Source organism: Methylobacterium sp. Leaf89 (assembly GCF_001422215.1).
Lineage (GTDB): Bacteria > Pseudomonadota > Alphaproteobacteria > Rhizobiales > Beijerinckiaceae > Methylobacterium.
The window spans coordinates 611,867-628,558 of sequence record NZ_LMML01000028.1; the positions used below are offsets into that span (position 1 = coordinate 611,867).

Here is a 16,692-nt window from a genome sequence, read left to right on the forward strand (position 1 = left end):
TGAGCCCCGCGATCCTGGACCGGCTCGGCCTCTCGCCGGAGGAATGGTCCGCCATCGCCCTCAGCCTGCGCGTGGCCGGGGTCGCCACCCTGGCGAGCCTCGGCCCGGGGCTGGCCGTCGCCTGGGTGCTGGCGCGTCGGCGCTTCCCCGGACGGGCGCTCCTCGACGGGCTGGTCCATCTCCCCCTCATCCTGCCCCCGGTGGTGACGGGCTACCTCCTGCTCCTGGCCTTCGGCCGGCGCGGGACCTTCGGGGCCGTCCTGGCCGATCTCGGCATCGTCCTCTCGTTCCGCTGGACCGGGGCGGCGCTCGCCTGCGCGGTGATGGGCTTTCCCCTGATGGTGCGGGCGATGCGCCTCTCCCTGGAGGCCGTCGATGCCCGCGTCGAGCAGGCCGCCGCGACCCTCGGCGCCGGACCCTGCGCGGTCTTCCTCACCGTGACGCTGCCCCTCGCCCTGCCGGGGGTCCTGGCCGGCGCGGTGCTGGCCTTCGCGAAAGCGATGGGCGAATTCGGCGCCACCATCACGTTCGTGTCGAACATTCCCGGGGAGACCCAGACCCTGCCTTCGGCGATCTACACCCTGACCCAGGTGCCCGGCGGGGAGGCGGGGGCCCTGCGCCTCACCCTGGTCTCCGTGGCGATCTCGATGGCGGCGCTGCTGGTCTCCGAGCTCCTGGCCCGCCGGGTCGGGCGCCGGATCGGGGCGGGGTGAGCCGATGACGCTCGCGGTCGATCTCGCCCTGGCGCGCGGCGCCTTCCGCCTCGACGTGGCCTTCACCGCTCCGCCGGGCCTCACCGCCCTGTTCGGCCGCTCGGGCTCGGGCAAGAGCACGGTGATCGCCTGCCTCGCCGGTCTGGCCCGGCCCGACCGGGGCCGGATCGCCCTCGACGGCGAGACCCTGCTCGACACCGAGCGCGGCCGCGCGGTGCCCGCCCATCGCCGCCGCATCGGCACCGTCTTCCAGGAGGCGCGGCTGATGCCCCACCTCTCGGTCCGGCAGAACCTCGCCTACGGGCGCTGGTTCGCCCGCGGCCGCCGGGACAGAGGCGGCCTGGAACCGGAGGCGGTCATCGCGCTCCTGGGCATCGGCCACCTCCTTGACCGGCGGCCGGCCGGTCTCTCCGGCGGCGAGGGCCAGCGCGTGGCGATCGGCCGGGCGCTGCTGTCGCGGCCCCGCCTCCTGCTCCTGGACGAGCCGCTTGCCGCCCTCGATGCCGAGCGCAAGGCCGAGATCCTGCCGCTGATCGAGCGCCTGCGCGACGTGGCCGCGATCCCCTTGGTATACGTCAGCCATGCGGTGCCCGAGGTGGCGCGCCTCGCCGACACCATCGTGGTGCTCGAAGGGGGCCGCGTCGCTGCCGCCGGACCCGCCGAGGGCATCCTGCGCCGGGGCGATCTCGGGGCCTTCCACGCGGCCGAAGCCGGCGCCCTCCTCGACATGGTGGTGGAGGCCGATGCCCCGAATTCCGGCCTGACGCTCCTCTCCGGGCGGGCCGGGCGCCTCCTCGTGCCGCGCCTCAATCGGGCGGTCGGCACCGGCATCCGCGTCCACGTTCCCGCCCGCGACGTCCTGCTCTCCCTCGACGAGCCCATCGGCTTGAGCGCCCGAAATCGCCTGAGCGGGCAAGTCCTTGCCCTGCATCCTCAGGCGGACGGCACGGTGTTGGTGGAGGTGGATTGCGGCGGCGCCGTGCTCTCCGCACGCCTGACCCGCGCCTCCGTGCACGAACTCGGCCTCGTCCCCGGACGGCCGGTCTTCGCCATCGTCAAGAGCGTCGCCTTCGATCCGCACGGGATGGGACGGGCGGCCGGCGTCGTCGAGATCTGACCGATCGTTAAGATTCGATGCGTCGCCTTGGCATTACCTTGAGCCTGTCGGCCAAGAAGCCGGTGGCGGAACCGATTCCTTAAGATCCCATTCACGCCGCAAGCCTTGTCTAGCTGGAGACCGCGAAAGCCGCGAACAGGAGCGTGCCATGTCGATTACTAGCCTCGGCGCCGTGCTTCCGGCCCGCGTCACCGGCGCCACGCCGGCTCCCAGTCCCCCGGTTCAGCCCGTTCAGGTCCCGGCGCCCCTCGCACCGGCCGTGCGGGTGGAGATTCGCAGCCAGGACCCGGGAGCCGATCCGCGTGCAGGCACCGTCCGGACACCCACGCCCGAGCAGGACGCGAAGGCGACCCAGACCGTGATGGAGCCACGTATCCGGATCGACCAGGACACCAAGGCGGTGGTCTACCAAGAGGTGGATCCGAATTCGGGCGACGTCGTGGTGCAACTGCCCGACCCGGTGGTGCTCAAGGCCCGCGCCTATGCGGAGGCCGCCGAGGCCCGCGCCAAGCCCGTGGCCCGCCCCTTCGACCGTACCGCCTGAGCTGCAGCGAGCGAAACGAAGAGAAGGCCGGGGCGGTGCGCCCCGGCCTTCTCTTTTGACGTCCACTCGAATCAGAAAAAAGCCGCCGGCCCGAAGGCCGGCGGCCGGCTTTCCCTTAGCGGAGGAGCTGCAGGATGCCCTGCTGCGCCGTGTTGGCAAGCGAGAGGGCCGAGATGCCGATCGACTGGCGGGTCGACAGGGCCTGCGAGTTGGCGGCTTCCTCGTTGAGGTCCGCGTTCGTCAGGTTGGCCGAGCCGGTGTCGAGGATGTTGATCAGGTTCTTCGAGAAATCCTGACGGTTCTGCACCACCGTGAGATTCGAGCCGAAGGTCGAGGACTGGGCGCGAAGCTGGCTGGTGGCGGCAGTGATGGCCGTCAGGGCCGAGTTGATCTCATCATCCGACTGGAAGCCGCCGGTGATGGAGTTGAGACCCAGACCATCGGCGTCGAGCTTCGCGCCGGCAATCGTGATACTCGAAGAACCGGTCTCATTGAAAGTAACCTTCAGCGAGTTCTCACTTGGATCGCTGCCCGAGCGGGACAGCAGATTGATACCGTTGTAGCTGGAGTCCTGGGCCTGCTGCGTGATCTGGGTCAACAGGTCGTTGAACTGCTTGGCCAGCGCAGTCCGGGTAGAGTTCGTACCACTGGCCGAACCAGAGCCCGAGGCGACGACAGCCTTGGTCGTGGTACCGGCAACGCCGAAGCCGAGGTCCGTGTTGCCGCCGGCGGAGTTGTCGATGGTAATCTTCTGAGATGAGCCGGTCGCAGTCGACGTGAAGGTCAATTTGTTGTTGGTGTCGAAGCTTGCAGTGACCTGGCCCTTGAAGCCAGTATCAGATGAAAGCTGGCTGTTGATCGAGGCAAGGATCTCGGTCTTCGTCGTCGCAGCGGGTGTCGCACCTGCCGCCACCGTGATAGTCTTGGTCGGACCGCTGCCCAACTGGATGTTGAACGCAGCCGTGTTGGCGCCGGAGAGATCAAGGGTCGTCGCTACAGCCGTATTGGCAACTGCGATCGCAGCGGTTGCCGTGCTCTTAGCAGCGGCACCCGTGGCAGTCTGCGCAGCGACCGCCGTGCCGAACCCGATATCCACTTCGTTGCCAGCGGTGTTGGTGACAACCGCGGAGGCTGCCGAACCCGTTGCCGTCGAGGTGAAGACAATACGACCGTCGGTGGTCTTGGACGCGGAGACCGCTGCCGGATTGGTCGTATCGTTGGCAAGCTGATTGTTGATCGCCTTGACAACGTCGTCGGCAGTCGCTTTCGCAACATTGCTGGTAACACCGCTCAGAGTTGTCGCATCAAGCGTAATCGTAGTGGTGTTGGTCCCGTCACCAAGAGTGAAAGTGGCGTTGCGGGTGCCCGAAAAGTCTTGCGTACCATCGGTGGCAGCCGTGGTGGTGCCCTGAAAGCCAGTCACCGCTGTGAGGATTGCGGCAGTAGCAGGGGTTCCACTGGAGACAGCGCTCTTGTCGGCCAGTGCCTGGTTGGCGGTGGACTTTGCGGAGTCGACCAGCTTCTGGATCGAGGTGATACCCTGGTTGGCGGCCTGAATGGTCTGGACGCCGTTAGAGATACCGTTGAGGAGAGAGCCGAGATCGCCCGAGCGGCCGGACAGCGACTGCGAGGTGAAGAAGCTCGTCGGGTCATCGAGGGCCGAGTTGACCTTCTTGCCGGTCGAGAGCCGGTTCTGGGTGCTGGAGAGAAGGTCGGCCGTGCCCTGCAGCGAGAGCAGGTTCTGGCGGGTCGCGGCGGTAAGGGTGATGCCTGAGGACATGCTGTTCGATCCATTCTGATCGGTGCGCCTCCATTTTTGGAGGCAAGGTCACATGAACACCCATCCGTTGCGATCGACTTAAGACACGCATCGAACGAAAGCTTGACGGAAACGATCAATTGCCATCGATTTTGAAAAAGATGTTTTTTGTCAAAGTGTTGATGATGTAGGGCGGGATCGGCCTTGAGGTCCCGTTAACCAAGATCGACCATTGTACCCATCAGGTTCGCAACGAGGATCGCCATGCCCCTGAAGATCGAACTGAAGCCGTTCGAACGCCTGCTGATCGGGGGCACCGCGATTCGCAACGGTTCACGGCGTTCCAGCTTCGTCATCGAGACCGTGACGAAGTTTCTGCGCGAGAGCGACATCATCCTGGAGAGCGAGGCGGACACCGCCTGCAAGCGCCTCTATCTCACCCTCACGGTAATGTACCTCGCCGAGGTGACCTCGGAGACAGAGGATCTCTTCATCACGCAGGCCAATGCCCTGATCGCGGCAGCGCCCAGCATGGCGCCCTACCTGCGCGACATCCATGATTTCATCGCCGAGCGCGAACTTTATCGTGCTCTGAAGCGCTGCAAGGAGTTGATCCACTACGAGCAATCGCTGGCCGAGCGGCTGGCACCGCCCACGGCGTCCCGCGGTTGATGCAGGGATACCGAGGCTGAATCGAAAGAGCCCGCCGCTTCCCAGCGGCGGGCTCTTTCGATGGAGGCTTGTGGTTCGGAAGCTACATGCGCAGGCCGGCGGCGATGTTCTGATTGATGCTGATGAGGGCGGAGAGCTTCTCGGCTCTCGGTTCGATCAGCGTGTCGATCATCCGCTTGAAGACGAAGGTCGAGAGTTCCGCGATGTTGTTCTTGATCTCGACCGGCAACGGGCTCTCGGGAGCCGTGGCCGCTCCGGCGATGATGGTCCAGACCTTCTGATTGAAGTTCAGGGCGTCGTTCAGGGCAGGGGACTGATTGGTCCAATCGGTCTGGATCGCCTGCAGACGTGTCGCAGCCTTGATCAAGACGGCAGCCTCTGCCTCGCGCGGCGACAGTGCAGTCTGTGCAACCCGGGCATAGGCGCTGGCCCCGTACGACATCGCTCGATCCTCCCTCAAGGTGTGCAGACCCGATTCGGGGCGCGGGCCGAACTTAGGCATCCGATTGTTAAGGGACCGTAATATCACGCCGTGCCGTAATCATGCCCGGATATGCGACGACGGAGAGCGCGCGCCCACGCGGATCACGCGCAGGGTGTTGGATTACCGCCACCATGATGAATTTCATTCTGGGCACTGTCGCGGGCGGATTGCTGGTCGGGCTCGTCACGATTTCCGCCGTCCGCCAACCGGTCGTGCAGGCCAAGCTGGGCCTTTTTCCCGTATCCACTGCGCTGTTGATGCCATCGGCGAAGACGCCGGAGGCATCTCGCCCAGATCCGCCATGCCGTCAGACCGCGACGGTAGGACAACCGGACATGCTGTTCTCAAAGCGACGGTTCTGGTTCGTCGCTCCCTGAGCGAACGATCCGTAAGACTCAGAGGCTGCTGATCAGGAACATCACCATCGTGGTCGCCACGGTGGTGCTGACGAACCCGCAGAGGGCGGCCGCGAAGGAGGGGCCGGTGGAGAAGCTGCGATTCGTGGTCTTCAGGTCGAAGGCGGCGGTGGTGTTCATGATGGCTGACCTTGGCGGCGACTCATCTGTCGCGTGCGGGTTGACAGTGAAACGAAGCGTGGCGGGCGGGCGTGCGGGCCCACACCCCATCAATCGCAACGATTGGCGCGCTTGGCCGCCCGAAGAGCCCGCGACTCGCTGCGCAGATCGATGGCGACGACGCCAGCGCCGCAGTCCTCGAAGGCATCACGCGCGTCGGCATAACGGTCGCCGATCTCGTCAAGGGTGTCACAGGCACGGTCGTGATGGCCGATCCGCGCCTCCTGACGGAACTGGTAGCGGAGGGCATTGGCCTCATCGATCTTGCGTTGCGCGTCGAGACAGGCGGGGGCGGCGAGGGCTGGCGTCACGAGAGCCATCACGAGGCCGGCGGCAAGAGTCAGTTGAAGGGATTGACGCATGGGGACACCTGAGATGGGGACACTTAGACGTGCCGCCGGTGAACAGAATTCATCGAGCGTTCGAAAGTGTCCGCAAGATCAGTACTGAACTCTCCGATATTGCATCGGAGGAGCAGCACTCATATCGCGTGCAGGTTCCAGAAACGGCGAACCTGTCGTTAAGGTTCCACGCTGGCCCATGGCGTCGTCCGCCGGCGCCGGGAAACCAGAATTGCGGCCAGAGAAATCGGAGCGGGGCCCTGCGCATCGACACCGACATCGTACTGCCGGGGAATCGGTTTCAACTTGTTGTGCGAGTGACCGTGCAGGTTGACGGCACCGCGACTGATTCCGTTCCAAGTCCGGAACGCGTAGTGACAGAGTACCAAGCGCCGCGCATCGACGGTAATCTCGGCATAATGGGCGATCGTAGCCCATCCGGGCGCATGCAGTGTCCCGGCCCCGTCATTGTTTCCGATGATGAGGTGCTTGGTGCCTGACAGGCTTCCCAGGATCGCGGCAATGCGGCTGTCGGAGGAACCGAGGGCGAAGTCGCCGAGGTGCCAGACGTCGTCCTCGGGCCCGACGACCGCATTCCAGGCGGCGATGAGTGCGGCGTCGTGTGTCGCAAGATCGGCGTAGGGCCGCTTGTCGATCCGCAGGATGCGCGGATCGCCGAAATGCGTGTCGCTGGTGAACCATACGGCCACAGTTGGCTGCCCGCGCCGCGATCAGCGTCCGGGACTGAAGCGCAGCGGCACGGTAACAGCGAGGCTGCTCAGACTGATCCCGGCGGGTGCTGCGGGGAGTGAGCCACGAACGGTCGCTAAGGCCGCGCTATCGATGGCGCCGACGCCGCTGCTGCTCGCCAGTCCCGAACTCAGCACCTGACCGGAGCGGGATACCGTGAACCGAACGACGGCCACGCCGCCGCTGGTGCCAGCCGCCGCATTCGCGTTCATTCGCCCCCGGATCGCCGAGCTCAGCATGCCTTGCCATGCCCTGAGCGCATTCGGATCGTTTCCGCCAGCGGCTGAGCCCGCACTGCTCTGCCGCGAAGCGGAAGCCGAATTCTGCTGGGCACGCCCTTCGCTCGCCGCGGCCGCCGCGCGGCGTGCAGCCTCCTTGGCAGCCTTTGCCTTGGCTTCCTTGGCAGCTTCGCGACGGGCCTCGGCGATGGCCTCGCGGCGCTCCTCCTGTTCGACCTTCAGGCGGGCCTCGCGATCGGCCTTCCGCTTCGCCTCACGCTTGGCCTCGAGGATCTTGGCCATATCCGGCTTCGGCTTCTCCACCTCTAAAGGCTTGGGAGCCTCCGCGATCGTGGGCGGGGGCGGCGCCAGGGCGGGCGCTTCCTGTCCCGTCGAGGTGATGACCTGATCCTCGGGCGGCGGTTCGACGACCGCTTCGGTCGGAGGCGTGACCGGTGCCTCAGGCGGCTCGGCCATGGTGGTGGCTTCGGGGGCGATCGGTGCCGCGTCCGGCGGCGGCGGGACGGTGGCTTCGGGCGGCGCCACCTCGGTCGTCTCAAGAGGTTTCGTGACCGGAACCGCCTCTGGCGTTTCCACCGGATTCGCTTCAGGCGGGGCGGGTGCCTGGGCTGCCTGCTCGGCGGGCGCCTGGGTGTTCGCCTCTGTCATCTGCGGGGCGAGATCGATCGTCACGATATTCTCGCCCGGAGGCGCGGTTGGCGCCGTGCCGAACAGTGCCATGCCGACCAGCGCTGCGAGGTGCAGGGCCAGCGCAACGAGGAACGCCGCGGCGAGCCCGGACGGACCGCGCTGTTCCGGTTCAACCGGTGTCGCGAAGGCGCTGTTGGGATGCAGGGCGTTCATGGATTACTGCGGCGTTCCGCTGACAGGGGCCGGAGCGGCGGCCGGCGAAGCGGGCAGCGCACCGCCGGGCGATTGGGCGATCAACGAGACCTTCGTGAAGCCGGCTTGGCCGACGAGGCCCATCACCTCCATGATCTTGCCATAGGGCACGTCGCGGTCGCCACGCACCAGCATCACCTGGGTCGGGTCCTGGGCCGCCAATGCGCGCAGGCGGGGCAGGATCGCATCCGGCGTGAGTTCTTCCTTGGCGAGGTAGGGCCTGCCGTCCTTGTCGATGGAGATCTCGAGCGGCTTCTTGGCCTGGGCGACTTTCTGGGCGGTGGTCTTGGGCAACTGCACAGGCACGCCCGTGGTCATCAGGGGAGCGGCCACCATGAAGATGATCAGCAGCACGAGCATAACGTCGACCATCGGGGTGACGTTGATCTCGGACATCGGCGCTGCGTCGAGACCATCATCGTCATCGCCGCCGCCGGCGCGGATCGAACCCATTGCCATCGTGAAGCGGCCCTCCAGGGCCAGGGCGAAGGGCGATCAGGCCGGTCCGCCGCACAGGTTGCTGTCAGGAATCGGCGCTCGCGCGGCGCCGGAGCGTGCCTTGGTCAGATAGGAGCGTTCACTCGGCGGCGGCACGGCCATGCACGGCTCGGTCGCGGGCGAGGCGATTGCCGAGAATGCCGATGCTGGAGACGAAACTGGACTGGATCCGACTGACATCGTTGATAAGCTTGTTGTAGGCCATCACGGCAGGGATCGCGACGATCAGGCCGATGGCCGTGGCGAACAGGGCTTCGGCGATCCCTGGGGCGACCACCGCCAGCGAGGTGTCCTGGCTCTTGGCGATGGACGAGAAGGAATTCATGATGCCCCAGACCGTCCCGAACAGCCCGATGAAGGGCGCCGTCGAGCCAGCGGTGGCCAGGAGAGGCAGGCCGGTTTGCAGACGCTTGATCCGGCTGGTCAGGGCCGCGCGCATCGCGCGCTCGATGCGGTCGCGCCGCTCGGCCCGGGTCTCGCTGGAATCCTGATCCCGCCAAGCCTCTGCGGCCGCTCCCATGATCTGAGCGTCCATGCCGCCGCCGGATGATTCAAGCGCTCCACCGGACCGCACCAGCACGTCGAACGCCTTGGCTTGACGCTTGGCGGCGGCAATCCGGACGATCTTTTCGAAGACGACGGTCCAGCACGCGATCGAGGCGATCACGAGGAGGATCATCACGCCCTTCACGATCGGATCCGCCTGCAGGAACAGTCCGATGAAGGAAAAGTCGTGCGTGACTTCGGCCTGCGCTGCGGTCGGGTCCATGATGGTCTCTCTCAGTGCGTACGGTGTGCGGGCTTCGATATCGGATCTCGAATGCGCTGATCAGCGCACGAAGGCCGCGGAGGTCTTACTCTCGGTCTCAATGCGGTCGAGGCAGGTCTCACGGCTGGCCTCGCCGCCCTCGCAGGCCAGGACGTCGTTGAGGAGCAGGCGACCGATCTTTGGGCAGGCGATCCCCGGGAAGTCGAAGAGGCGGACCATCGTCTTGCGGTCTTGCACCGGTCCCAGCTCCACGGACAGGCGCTTCTGGGCGATGCCTTCGGTATCGAAGGCGAACAGATCGACCTTCAGGGATTTCAACGCTGGGCCGCGGCTGTTGTCCACGAGAAGATAGGTGCGGCAGGCGTCGCCGGCGGGTTCCAGGCGATTGAGTTCCAGCTTGATCGGCGCGGTCTTGCCGTCCTGCGCGGTGACCGGTGCGGCAAGGCTCGTGAGTATCGCCAGGGACGCGAGGCCGGCAACGACATGCTTCGCCACGATGGTCTTATTCCTACGCAAGGACCCGTCTTCGCTCACGCCGCGCACTCCCGCTAAAGTACCGTCGCTCAGCGCGACGCAACCAGATCCCAGCGCGATCGCCTGTCTCGACAGGATGTCTCGACAGCCCTGCTTGGCCCGGCATCGATTTCGGTGAGCACCCCGGCGCGCCGTCTGAGAACCACGATCCAGGGACTGCCCTACGCGGGGTGGGCATATCCGAGGACGCGACCGCAGATCAAGCGCAGGGCGGAATATCAGAGGAATTCCAAACTGTTACTCGGGACACCGAAGCGGTCTAGCTTGCGATCTGCCGAACCGTCCCGCCTTTGGATGCCGAAAGCGCCTGAGCCCTCAGGGGCTAACGGGTGCTCGGAGGCTGATGGGGCAATGTGTCGGGGCGGCCTCGCCCTTGATGCGTTCCGAGCGCGCCTCCATATCGCGATGACCGGCGATCGAATGCCGGGAGGGGTGCTGCGAAGGCGGGCCCCGATCACCGAAGTGCCTCATGAAACTCTGTTTCGGGCTTCGCTGGAAGGATATGCGTTCGTGACGACTCGGCCCTCTCCGTTCGGACATCCCTTTCTCCTCGGATTCGATGAGATCGAACAGGCTCTCGACCGGGTGTCGAAGGCCGCCAACGATGGGTATCCGCCTTACAATATCGAGCGTCTGGCGCGGACCGAGCATCAGCCGGAGCGCCTTCGCATCACTCTGGCTGTCGCGGGGTTCACCCGCGATCAGCTCGACGTGATGCTCGAGGAGAGCCAACTGGTGGTGCGTGGCCGGCAGGTGGACGACAAGACCCGGCAGTTCCTGCACCGCGGTATCGCTGCGCGTCAGTTCCAGCGCGCATTTCTGCTCGCGGACGGCATGGAGGTGATGGGCGCCGATCTCTCGAACGGTCTCTTGTCGATCGACCTGACTCGGCCGGAGCCGGACAGAATCGTCCGCAAGATTGCCATCGCGTCCCGCGACGAGGCCTGATGCCAGGGCTTCGGCTCACATCGACCGCCGGGCCCGTTCCCGGTGTACCGCTCTGCCAAGAAGGAGGGCAGTCCATGACCGAGTTCAACACCAATCCGCTCACCCAGGCCGATCTCGACCCGGCCGACTTCAATGTGGCTGATCTCGCTGCGCTCGGCGAAGGACATATCGCCTATGTGCGCGCGATCCGCTCCGACGAGGTAAAGCGCATCTTTCCGCAGGCACCTGACCTGACACCTGGTCTTGACCTGTTCGCGCTTCTCTCGGCCAGCGGTGCACCGATCCTGCTCGCCGACTCTCGGGATGCCGTGGTGGCCAATGCGGCCGCCAACGACCTCTACACGGTCAGTCTGCACTGACCCGGAATTCGGTGACCGTCGTCAGAAGCTGTTGCAGATCCTGCGGCCGGGACAGACGATGGTCGCCGTCCGCGATGAGGGTGAGGAGGGTGCCGGCCTTCGGAAGCCTCTCCACCACGCGCAAGGCGTGCGTATAGGGAACGTCGGGGTCGTCCATGCCCTGCAGGATATGGACTGGGCAGCCGGGATCGAAGTTCGCTCCGAGCAGACAATGGCGCTGACCGTCCTGGATGAGCGCGTGAGTGATCGGGACCGGCGTCGGATCATAGGCGCTTGGCCGAAGCCAGGCGCCGTCCCGTTCGATCTGCGCCCGGATTTCTGGCGTGAACCGGTCCCAGAGGAGGCTCTGGGTGAAATCCAGGGCCGGCGCGATGAGGACAAGGCCTGACGGCGCCGTCCGGCGGTTGCCTGCGCGCGCACAGGCCACCAGGCATGCGATCCAGCCGCCCATCGACGAACCCACCAGGATCGGGTTCTCGGGCGCATAGGCAGCAACGACCGCCTGTGCATCCGCGAGCCAAGTTGAAATCGTGGCTTCGGCGAATACGCCGGTCGATTCGCCATGGCCAGTGTAGTCGAATCGAACCAGAGGTCGGCCCTGCCGCTTGGCCCAGGCATCGAGCGTCATCGCCTTGGTGGCGCCCATATCGGAGCGGAAGCCGCCGAGCCAGACCAGTGGAGGGCCTTCGCCGGCTCTCCGTCGCACTGCGATCTGCCGTGCCGCCGATCCGGTCCCGACCTCAAGGAACTCCAGCGCCCCATCCTGCACAGACGTCATTCGTTAACCCTTGCCCTGGGATGCATCGAACTGAACGCATCGCCTTTGCATTCCGTTTACCGGGCCGTAAAGCGCGGCGTTCAAGCTCACGGCCATGACCGACACGCAAGACGGACGCTGTTTTCCTTGGGTACGCGACCCGAGCTTCGATCCCGGGCCGTGGGCCATTCCGGCTTGCCCGTCATGAACGGCGACGTGCGCGGCAGCTTTCCGTCCGAGCGTGCGCCGTTCGCGGGGGCGACCATCTTGCAGATCATTCCGGAGCTCGATGCCGGCGGCGCCGAGCGCACCACCGTCGATGTCGCCGCCGCCTTGGCTGCGGCCGGCGCCCGGGCGCTGGTGGCCACCGAGGGCGGCCGCCTGATCGGCGAATTGCAGGCCAAGGGCGGCATCTGGCTCCCGTTTCCGGCGGCTTCGAAGAATCCGCTTGCCATGGCCGTAAATGTGGGGCGCCTCGCCCGCCTGTGCCGACGCGAGGGCGTGCACGTCGTCCACGCTCGCTCGCGGGCCCCGGCCTGGGTCGCCTTGGGTGCCGCGCGCCGCGTGAAGCTTCCCTTCGTGACGACGTATCACGGCAGCTATTCCGGCCGTACGGGGGTAAAAGTCCTCTACAACTCCGTGATGGCACGGGGTGACGTGGTCATCGCCAACTCGCACTACACGGCCGACCTGATCCGCACCCTGCACCCGGAACAGGCGGGCGACCGGGTTCGGGTTATCCATCGCGGCACCGATCTGGCGCAGTTCACGCCCGCGGCGGTCTTGCCGACGCGGGTCGAAGCCCTGCGCCGTGCCTGGGGCGTCGCCCCGCATGAGCGCGTGGTGCTGCTCGCGGCGCGGCTGACGGGCTGGAAGGGTCAGCGGGTCCTGATCGAGGCGGCGGCGCTGATGCGCGATCGCGGCATCACCGACGTTGCCATCGTCCTCGCCGGCGACCCGCAGGGACGCGTCGCCTACGAGCGCGAGCTCGATGCGTTAATCGCGGCGCGCGGCCTTCAGGCGATTGTGCACCGGGTTGGGCACTGCACTGATATGCCGGCGGCCTTCCGGGCGGCCTCCGTCGTGGCGGTACCATCCGTGGAGCCCGAAGCTTTCGGCCGTTCCGCCGTGGAGGCCCAGGCCCTGGGCACCCCTGTGGTGGTGTCGGATCTTGGAGCCGTGCCGGAAACGGTGTTGGCACCTCCCGAAGTTCCGCCGGCCCAGCGGACGGGATGGCGAGTTCCGCCGGGTGATGCCGGTGCTCTGGCCGACGCTCTGTCGGACGCCCTGTCCCTAGGGGCCAGCGCGCGCGATGCGATGACTCGGCGCGGCCGAGCGCATGTCGAGGCGCACTTCTCCCTCGAAGGCATGGTCGGTGACACACTTGCCGTCTATGCCGACCTCATCGTCAGCCGGGCTGTGGCCGCACGCGGGTGATCGCTGCGTCCAATGAACCAAACTGCGACGACCGTGTTGACTTGCACGAGAGTTCAGCCAAGGTGTCGCACCGAATTTCGCGAGCGATGGGTGGCCAGGATCGACCCCAAACGGGGTTTGAGTTCGCGGGCTGCCGTTTCGTCGTTTCATTAGGAGACCAAAGCCATTCGTAGACCTATGAGAGCTATGCCGGCCCCGCAGAAGGACGGGCCGCGCGCCAACCGGGACATCCGCGGCGTCCGCGAAGTGCAGCTCATCGACGACACCGGACAGAACCGTGGCGTCGTCGCCTTCTTCGACGCCATCGCCATGGCCGAGGAGGCGGGTCTCGACCTCGTCGAGATCGCACCGAACTCCGTCCCTCCCGTCTGTAAGCTTCTTGACTACGGCCGTTTCCGCTTCAACGAACAGAAGAAGCAGAACGAAGCGCGCAAGAAGCAGAAGACGGTCGAGGTCAAGGAGATCAAACTCCGCCCCGGGATCGACAAGCACGACTACGATACAAAGATGAAGGCCGTAATCCGGTTCTTTGAGGAAGGCGACAAGGTCAAAGTGACTCTGCGCTTCCGCGGTCGTGAGATGGCTCACCAGGACATCGGCCTGCGCCTGCTCGAGCGGGTGAAGAACGAGACCCAGGAGATCGCTAAGGTTGAGAGCGAGCCGATGCTCGAAGGCCGCCAGATGATCATGATTCTGGCTCCGCGCTGAGCAGCTCTCGGCTGAGCGCCTGACGCAGAAAATGCACCGCCTTCCTCTCGGCAGGCGGTGTTTTTCGTTTTCCACGCCTGCATGAATCCGGTCGACGACGCGTCGGTGTGTCGACCGGCGGTCTTCCAAGTAGAGAGCGTTTTTGCCCAGCGGGCAGCATCCCGCGCGAATGCCGCCCGCTCTTCGAGGCCTACTTCAGCAGAGAGATCTGCGCATCGCCGGTCCGCCGGAGGACATTGACCGTGACGTCCTCGCCGTAGCGCTGCAGGCGCAGGTCCACGCGTGAGGTGCCAATCTTCAGGTTGAAGATCGACACGCCGTCGAGGAACGGCGGCAAGGTCGGATTGCGGAAGCGGACCCGATTACGGTCGTGGTCGATCTCCAGCCCGAGGCAGGCCGCCAGGAAGGCGAACGGCGCCGCTGCGGCCCAGGCCTGTGGCGAGCAGGCCACGGGGTAGGAGACGGGGCCGCGCTGGTGGCGTCGCATGAAACCACAGAACAGCTCCGGCAGCCGCTTCTGATCCTGATAGAGAGCCGTGTCGAACATGCCCTCGAAGATCCGCGACGCTTCCGGTTTCAGGTTGTAACGCGCCAGTCCCAGGGCGATCAGTGCGTTGTCGTGCGGCCAGATCGAGCCGTTATGGTACGACATCGGATTGTAGCGAGCTTCGCCGCGGGCGATCGTGCGCACGCCCCAGCCGTTGAAGCCGTCCTTCGACAGGAGGTTGGCAGCGACGCTCGCTGCGCGCTCCTGCCGCGCGATGCCGGTGAAAAGCGCATGGCCGGCGTTGGACGAGCGTACGGCGCATTGCCGCTTCTCGCCATCGAGGGCGAGGGCGTAGGTGCCGATCGCCTCGCACCAGAATGCCTTATCGAAATTGTCGCGCAGGGTCTGCGCCTCCTCGCCGAGACGCTGCGCCAGGGTGTCATGGCCCAGGAGCGAGGCGAGCTTGGCCGCCCCGTTCTTGGCGGCATAGACGTAGCCCTGGACTTCGCAGAGAGCGATAGGGCCCTTCGCCAGATTGCCGTCGGTGTGGAAGATGGAGTCGTGACTGTCCTTCCAGCCCTGGTTCTCAAGGCCCTTGTCGGTGTCGCGAGCATACTCAACGAACCCATCGCCGTCCCGGTCGCCGTACTCGTCCATCCAGGTGAGGGCGAGTTCCAGAGCAGGCCAGATCCCCGAGATTGTCTCCAGGTCACCGGTGACGGCATAGTACTCCCAGGCCAGCATCACGAAGAGCGGCGTGCCGTCGATGGTGCCGTAGTAGTGCCGGAACGGCACCTCGCCGAGCATGGCCATCTCACCGCGCCGGGTTTCGTGCAGAACCTTGCCGGGCTGCGCGTCGGCGGCCGGGTCGACGGCCTGGGCCTGGGTCGAGGCGAGGTAGCGCAAGACGCCCTTCCCGAAGTTCGGGTCGATCCAAAGCGCCATCATGGCAGTGATGATCCCGTCGCGCCCGAATACCGTGGAGTACCAGGGAATGCCCGCGAAGGGGTAGATGCCTTCCGGCGTCCGGCTTGCCAGCATGTAGAGGTCAGCGGTGGCGCGACAGGCGGCTTCGTTGAACTGGTCGTTCGACGAAATGATCGTCGTGATGCCGGCAGTGAGCTGGCGCAGGTCGCGACGGGAGTCGCGATAGGCCCGAGCGAAAATGACACCCTCGGCGAGACCCTTCGGGTGGCGCGGAGCAGCGGAACTCCCTGCGGCGCGCGACAGGCCGGCTGCTGCATCCTCGCCGACCCGCTCGGCAGCGGGAGCGCTGGTGAAGGCGCGGTGTGATTCGAAGACCGCTCTCAGGAACAGCGAAGCGCGTCCGCCTGGCGGCAGGGAGACGACGAACTCGGCGCGGCCCGGCTCGATCTGCTTGGGCGTCGGCCCGAAATGCAGGCTCGTGGTGCGCACGACCTCGTCGAGGCCGGCGTAGCGAAACTGGACCTCGGATTCGCTCGCCACCTGAACGCTGCGCTTGCCGCGCACGGGGCGGTCCATGCCGCGCACTTCGAAGAGATCCCGGAAATCGGCGTCGAAGGTGACGGCAACCTTAAGATGCCAGTGTCGGGAATCATAGTTGCGGAGGCCGATCCTATCGTAGCACGCGCCCTTGAAGAGAAACTTGGTGCGTTCGATCGCGATCAATTCGCGGGGGATCGTGGTCTCGTCATGAGCGTCGATGCGGATGTCGGGCGTCGTCATGTCGACGCTGAGCGCGCCGTTGTCGTCCTGCATCACCGAGGACAGCAGCAGCGGTCGCTGGTCCTCGATGGTGACATGCAGACGTGAGAGGTAGCGCGTGTCTTGGAAGTAGAGGCCCTCGGGACCGGGGAGCACGCCGATATCGCCGTAGCTGTCGAGAACCGCGAAAGCCTCGCCGTATTTCAGCGAGCGCAGCGGGCGCTCGACAAGTGAGGTCTGCGCCTCGATGTGATATTGCGGCAGGACTTCGTCGGCATCCTGGAAGCCCCGGGGAATCCGCGTTTCGGTCGCGGGCTCGGAGGTCGCCTTCAGTGTATCCGCTGCCATGCCTGAGCGTCTCCGAAATGGGTGTCGAATCAAAAGGGCCGCCGGTCGCATGATGCGGCGCGGCGGCCCTCAGTGGCAGAGGTAG

General features: G+C 65.8%; 20 protein-coding genes. 9 read left to right on the plus strand and 11 right to left on the minus strand.

Annotated elements, in window-relative coordinates; all coding sequences use genetic code 11:
• The first annotated feature begins 11 nt into the window (after positions 1-11).
• The 3 genes from modB (at position 12) to ASF18_RS14090 (ending at position 2,374) form a co-directional block, all read left to right on the plus strand.
• Positions 12-713, plus strand: a complete 702-nt coding sequence (gene modB, locus ASF18_RS14080) for a molybdate ABC transporter permease subunit (protein ID WP_156389720.1) — start codon at positions 12-14, stop codon at positions 711-713.
• 4 nt (positions 714-717) lie between these two features.
• Positions 718-1,830 carry a molybdenum ABC transporter ATP-binding protein gene (modC, locus tag ASF18_RS14085; RefSeq protein WP_056352407.1) on the plus strand — a complete coding sequence of 371 codons (1,113 nt, stop codon included), beginning with the start codon at positions 718-720 and terminating at the stop codon, positions 1,828-1,830.
• A gap of 148 nt (positions 1,831-1,978) precedes the next feature.
• The gene (locus ASF18_RS14090) at positions 1,979-2,374 is read left to right on the plus strand and encodes a hypothetical protein (protein ID WP_056352409.1); all 396 of its coding nucleotides are present in this window, start codon (positions 1,979-1,981) and stop codon (positions 2,372-2,374) included.
• A 115-nt stretch (positions 2,375-2,489) separates the two neighbouring features.
• Here the strand turns inward: ASF18_RS14090 and ASF18_RS14095 are convergent, their stop codons facing one another.
• Positions 2,490-4,154 (minus strand): flagellin, encoded by a 1,665-nt coding sequence (locus ASF18_RS14095; RefSeq protein WP_056352411.1) that lies wholly within the window; start codon positions 4,152-4,154, stop codon positions 2,490-2,492.
• 243 nt (positions 4,155-4,397) lie between these two features.
• Between ASF18_RS14095 and ASF18_RS14100 the strand changes: the two genes are divergently transcribed.
• Positions 4,398-4,805 (plus strand): flagellar biosynthesis repressor FlbT, encoded by a 408-nt coding sequence (locus ASF18_RS14100; RefSeq protein WP_056214538.1) that lies wholly within the window; start codon positions 4,398-4,400, stop codon positions 4,803-4,805.
• An 82-nt stretch (positions 4,806-4,887) separates the two neighbouring features.
• Here ASF18_RS14100 and flaF read toward each other — a convergent pair whose 3' ends face one another.
• Positions 4,888-5,247 carry a flagellar biosynthesis regulator FlaF gene (gene flaF / locus ASF18_RS14105; RefSeq protein ID WP_056214542.1) on the minus strand — a complete coding sequence of 120 codons (360 nt, stop codon included), beginning with the start codon at positions 5,245-5,247 and terminating at the stop codon, positions 4,888-4,890.
• Positions 5,248-5,420: 173 nt separating this feature from the next.
• On the opposite strand from flaF, the gene ASF18_RS23085 reads away from it, so the two are divergent.
• The gene (locus ASF18_RS23085; RefSeq protein WP_056381226.1) at positions 5,421-5,666 is read left to right on the plus strand and encodes a hypothetical protein; all 246 of its coding nucleotides are present in this window, start codon (positions 5,421-5,423) and stop codon (positions 5,664-5,666) included.
• A gap of 18 nt (positions 5,667-5,684) precedes the next feature.
• On the opposite strand, the gene ASF18_RS24300 is transcribed toward ASF18_RS23085, so the two are convergent.
• The 7 genes from ASF18_RS24300 to ASF18_RS14135 form a co-directional block, all read right to left on the minus strand.
• The gene (locus ASF18_RS24300; protein WP_200917598.1) at positions 5,685-5,825 is read right to left on the minus strand and encodes a hypothetical protein; all 141 of its coding nucleotides are present in this window, start codon (positions 5,823-5,825) and stop codon (positions 5,685-5,687) included.
• Positions 5,826-5,914: 89 nt separating this feature from the next.
• Positions 5,915-6,226 carry a hypothetical protein gene (locus ASF18_RS14110; protein WP_056352413.1) on the minus strand — a complete coding sequence of 104 codons (312 nt, stop codon included), beginning with the start codon at positions 6,224-6,226 and terminating at the stop codon, positions 5,915-5,917.
• A gap of 158 nt (positions 6,227-6,384) precedes the next feature.
• Positions 6,385-6,915, minus strand: coding sequence for a metallophosphoesterase family protein (locus tag ASF18_RS14115; protein WP_056352416.1), 531 nt, complete (start codon positions 6,913-6,915; stop codon positions 6,385-6,387).
• 21 nt (positions 6,916-6,936) lie between these two features.
• The gene (locus ASF18_RS14120) at positions 6,937-8,037 is read right to left on the minus strand and encodes a TonB family protein (RefSeq protein ID WP_056214558.1); all 1,101 of its coding nucleotides are present in this window, start codon (positions 8,035-8,037) and stop codon (positions 6,937-6,939) included.
• A 3-nt stretch (positions 8,038-8,040) separates the two neighbouring features.
• Positions 8,041-8,535, minus strand: a complete 495-nt coding sequence (tolR, locus tag ASF18_RS14125; protein ID WP_056214562.1) for a protein TolR — start codon at positions 8,533-8,535, stop codon at positions 8,041-8,043.
• A 118-nt stretch (positions 8,536-8,653) separates the two neighbouring features.
• On the minus strand, positions 8,654-9,343 hold the full coding sequence (locus ASF18_RS14130) for a MotA/TolQ/ExbB proton channel family protein (protein WP_056214567.1): 690 nt from the start codon (positions 9,341-9,343) through the stop codon (positions 8,654-8,656).
• A gap of 60 nt (positions 9,344-9,403) precedes the next feature.
• Complete coding sequence (locus tag ASF18_RS14135; RefSeq protein WP_244472724.1) at positions 9,404-9,805, minus strand: Tat pathway signal protein; 402 nt, start codon at positions 9,803-9,805, stop codon at positions 9,404-9,406.
• 582 nt (positions 9,806-10,387) lie between these two features.
• Here ASF18_RS14135 and ASF18_RS14140 point away from each other — a divergent pair.
• Positions 10,388-10,825: an Hsp20 family protein gene (locus tag ASF18_RS14140; RefSeq protein WP_056214570.1), complete on the plus strand. Its 438-nt coding sequence runs from the start codon at positions 10,388-10,390 to the stop codon at positions 10,823-10,825.
• A gap of 74 nt (positions 10,826-10,899) precedes the next feature.
• Entirely contained in the window at positions 10,900-11,184 is a 285-nt protein-coding gene (locus tag ASF18_RS14145; protein ID WP_056214573.1) for a DUF1150 domain-containing protein, read from the plus strand.
• Here ASF18_RS14145 and ASF18_RS14150 read toward each other — a convergent pair.
• On the minus strand, positions 11,171-11,962 hold the full coding sequence (locus tag ASF18_RS14150; protein ID WP_056352418.1) for an alpha/beta hydrolase: 792 nt from the start codon (positions 11,960-11,962) through the stop codon (positions 11,171-11,173). The genes ASF18_RS14145 and ASF18_RS14150 overlap by 14 nt on opposite strands.
• A gap of 183 nt (positions 11,963-12,145) precedes the next feature.
• Between ASF18_RS14150 and ASF18_RS14155 the strand changes: the two genes are divergently transcribed.
• Positions 12,146-13,378: a glycosyltransferase family 4 protein gene (locus tag ASF18_RS14155; protein WP_056352423.1), complete on the plus strand. Its 1,233-nt coding sequence runs from the start codon at positions 12,146-12,148 to the stop codon at positions 13,376-13,378.
• Between the two features lie 186 nt (positions 13,379-13,564).
• Positions 13,565-14,086, plus strand: a complete 522-nt coding sequence (gene infC, locus ASF18_RS14160) for a translation initiation factor IF-3 (protein WP_238280755.1) — start codon at positions 13,565-13,567, stop codon at positions 14,084-14,086.
• Between the two features lie 190 nt (positions 14,087-14,276).
• On the opposite strand, the gene ASF18_RS14165 is transcribed toward infC, so the two are convergent.
• Positions 14,277-16,607, minus strand: coding sequence for a glycogen debranching N-terminal domain-containing protein (locus ASF18_RS14165; protein WP_056352424.1), 2,331 nt, complete (start codon positions 16,605-16,607; stop codon positions 14,277-14,279).
• Between the last annotated feature and the right edge of the window lie 85 nt (positions 16,608-16,692).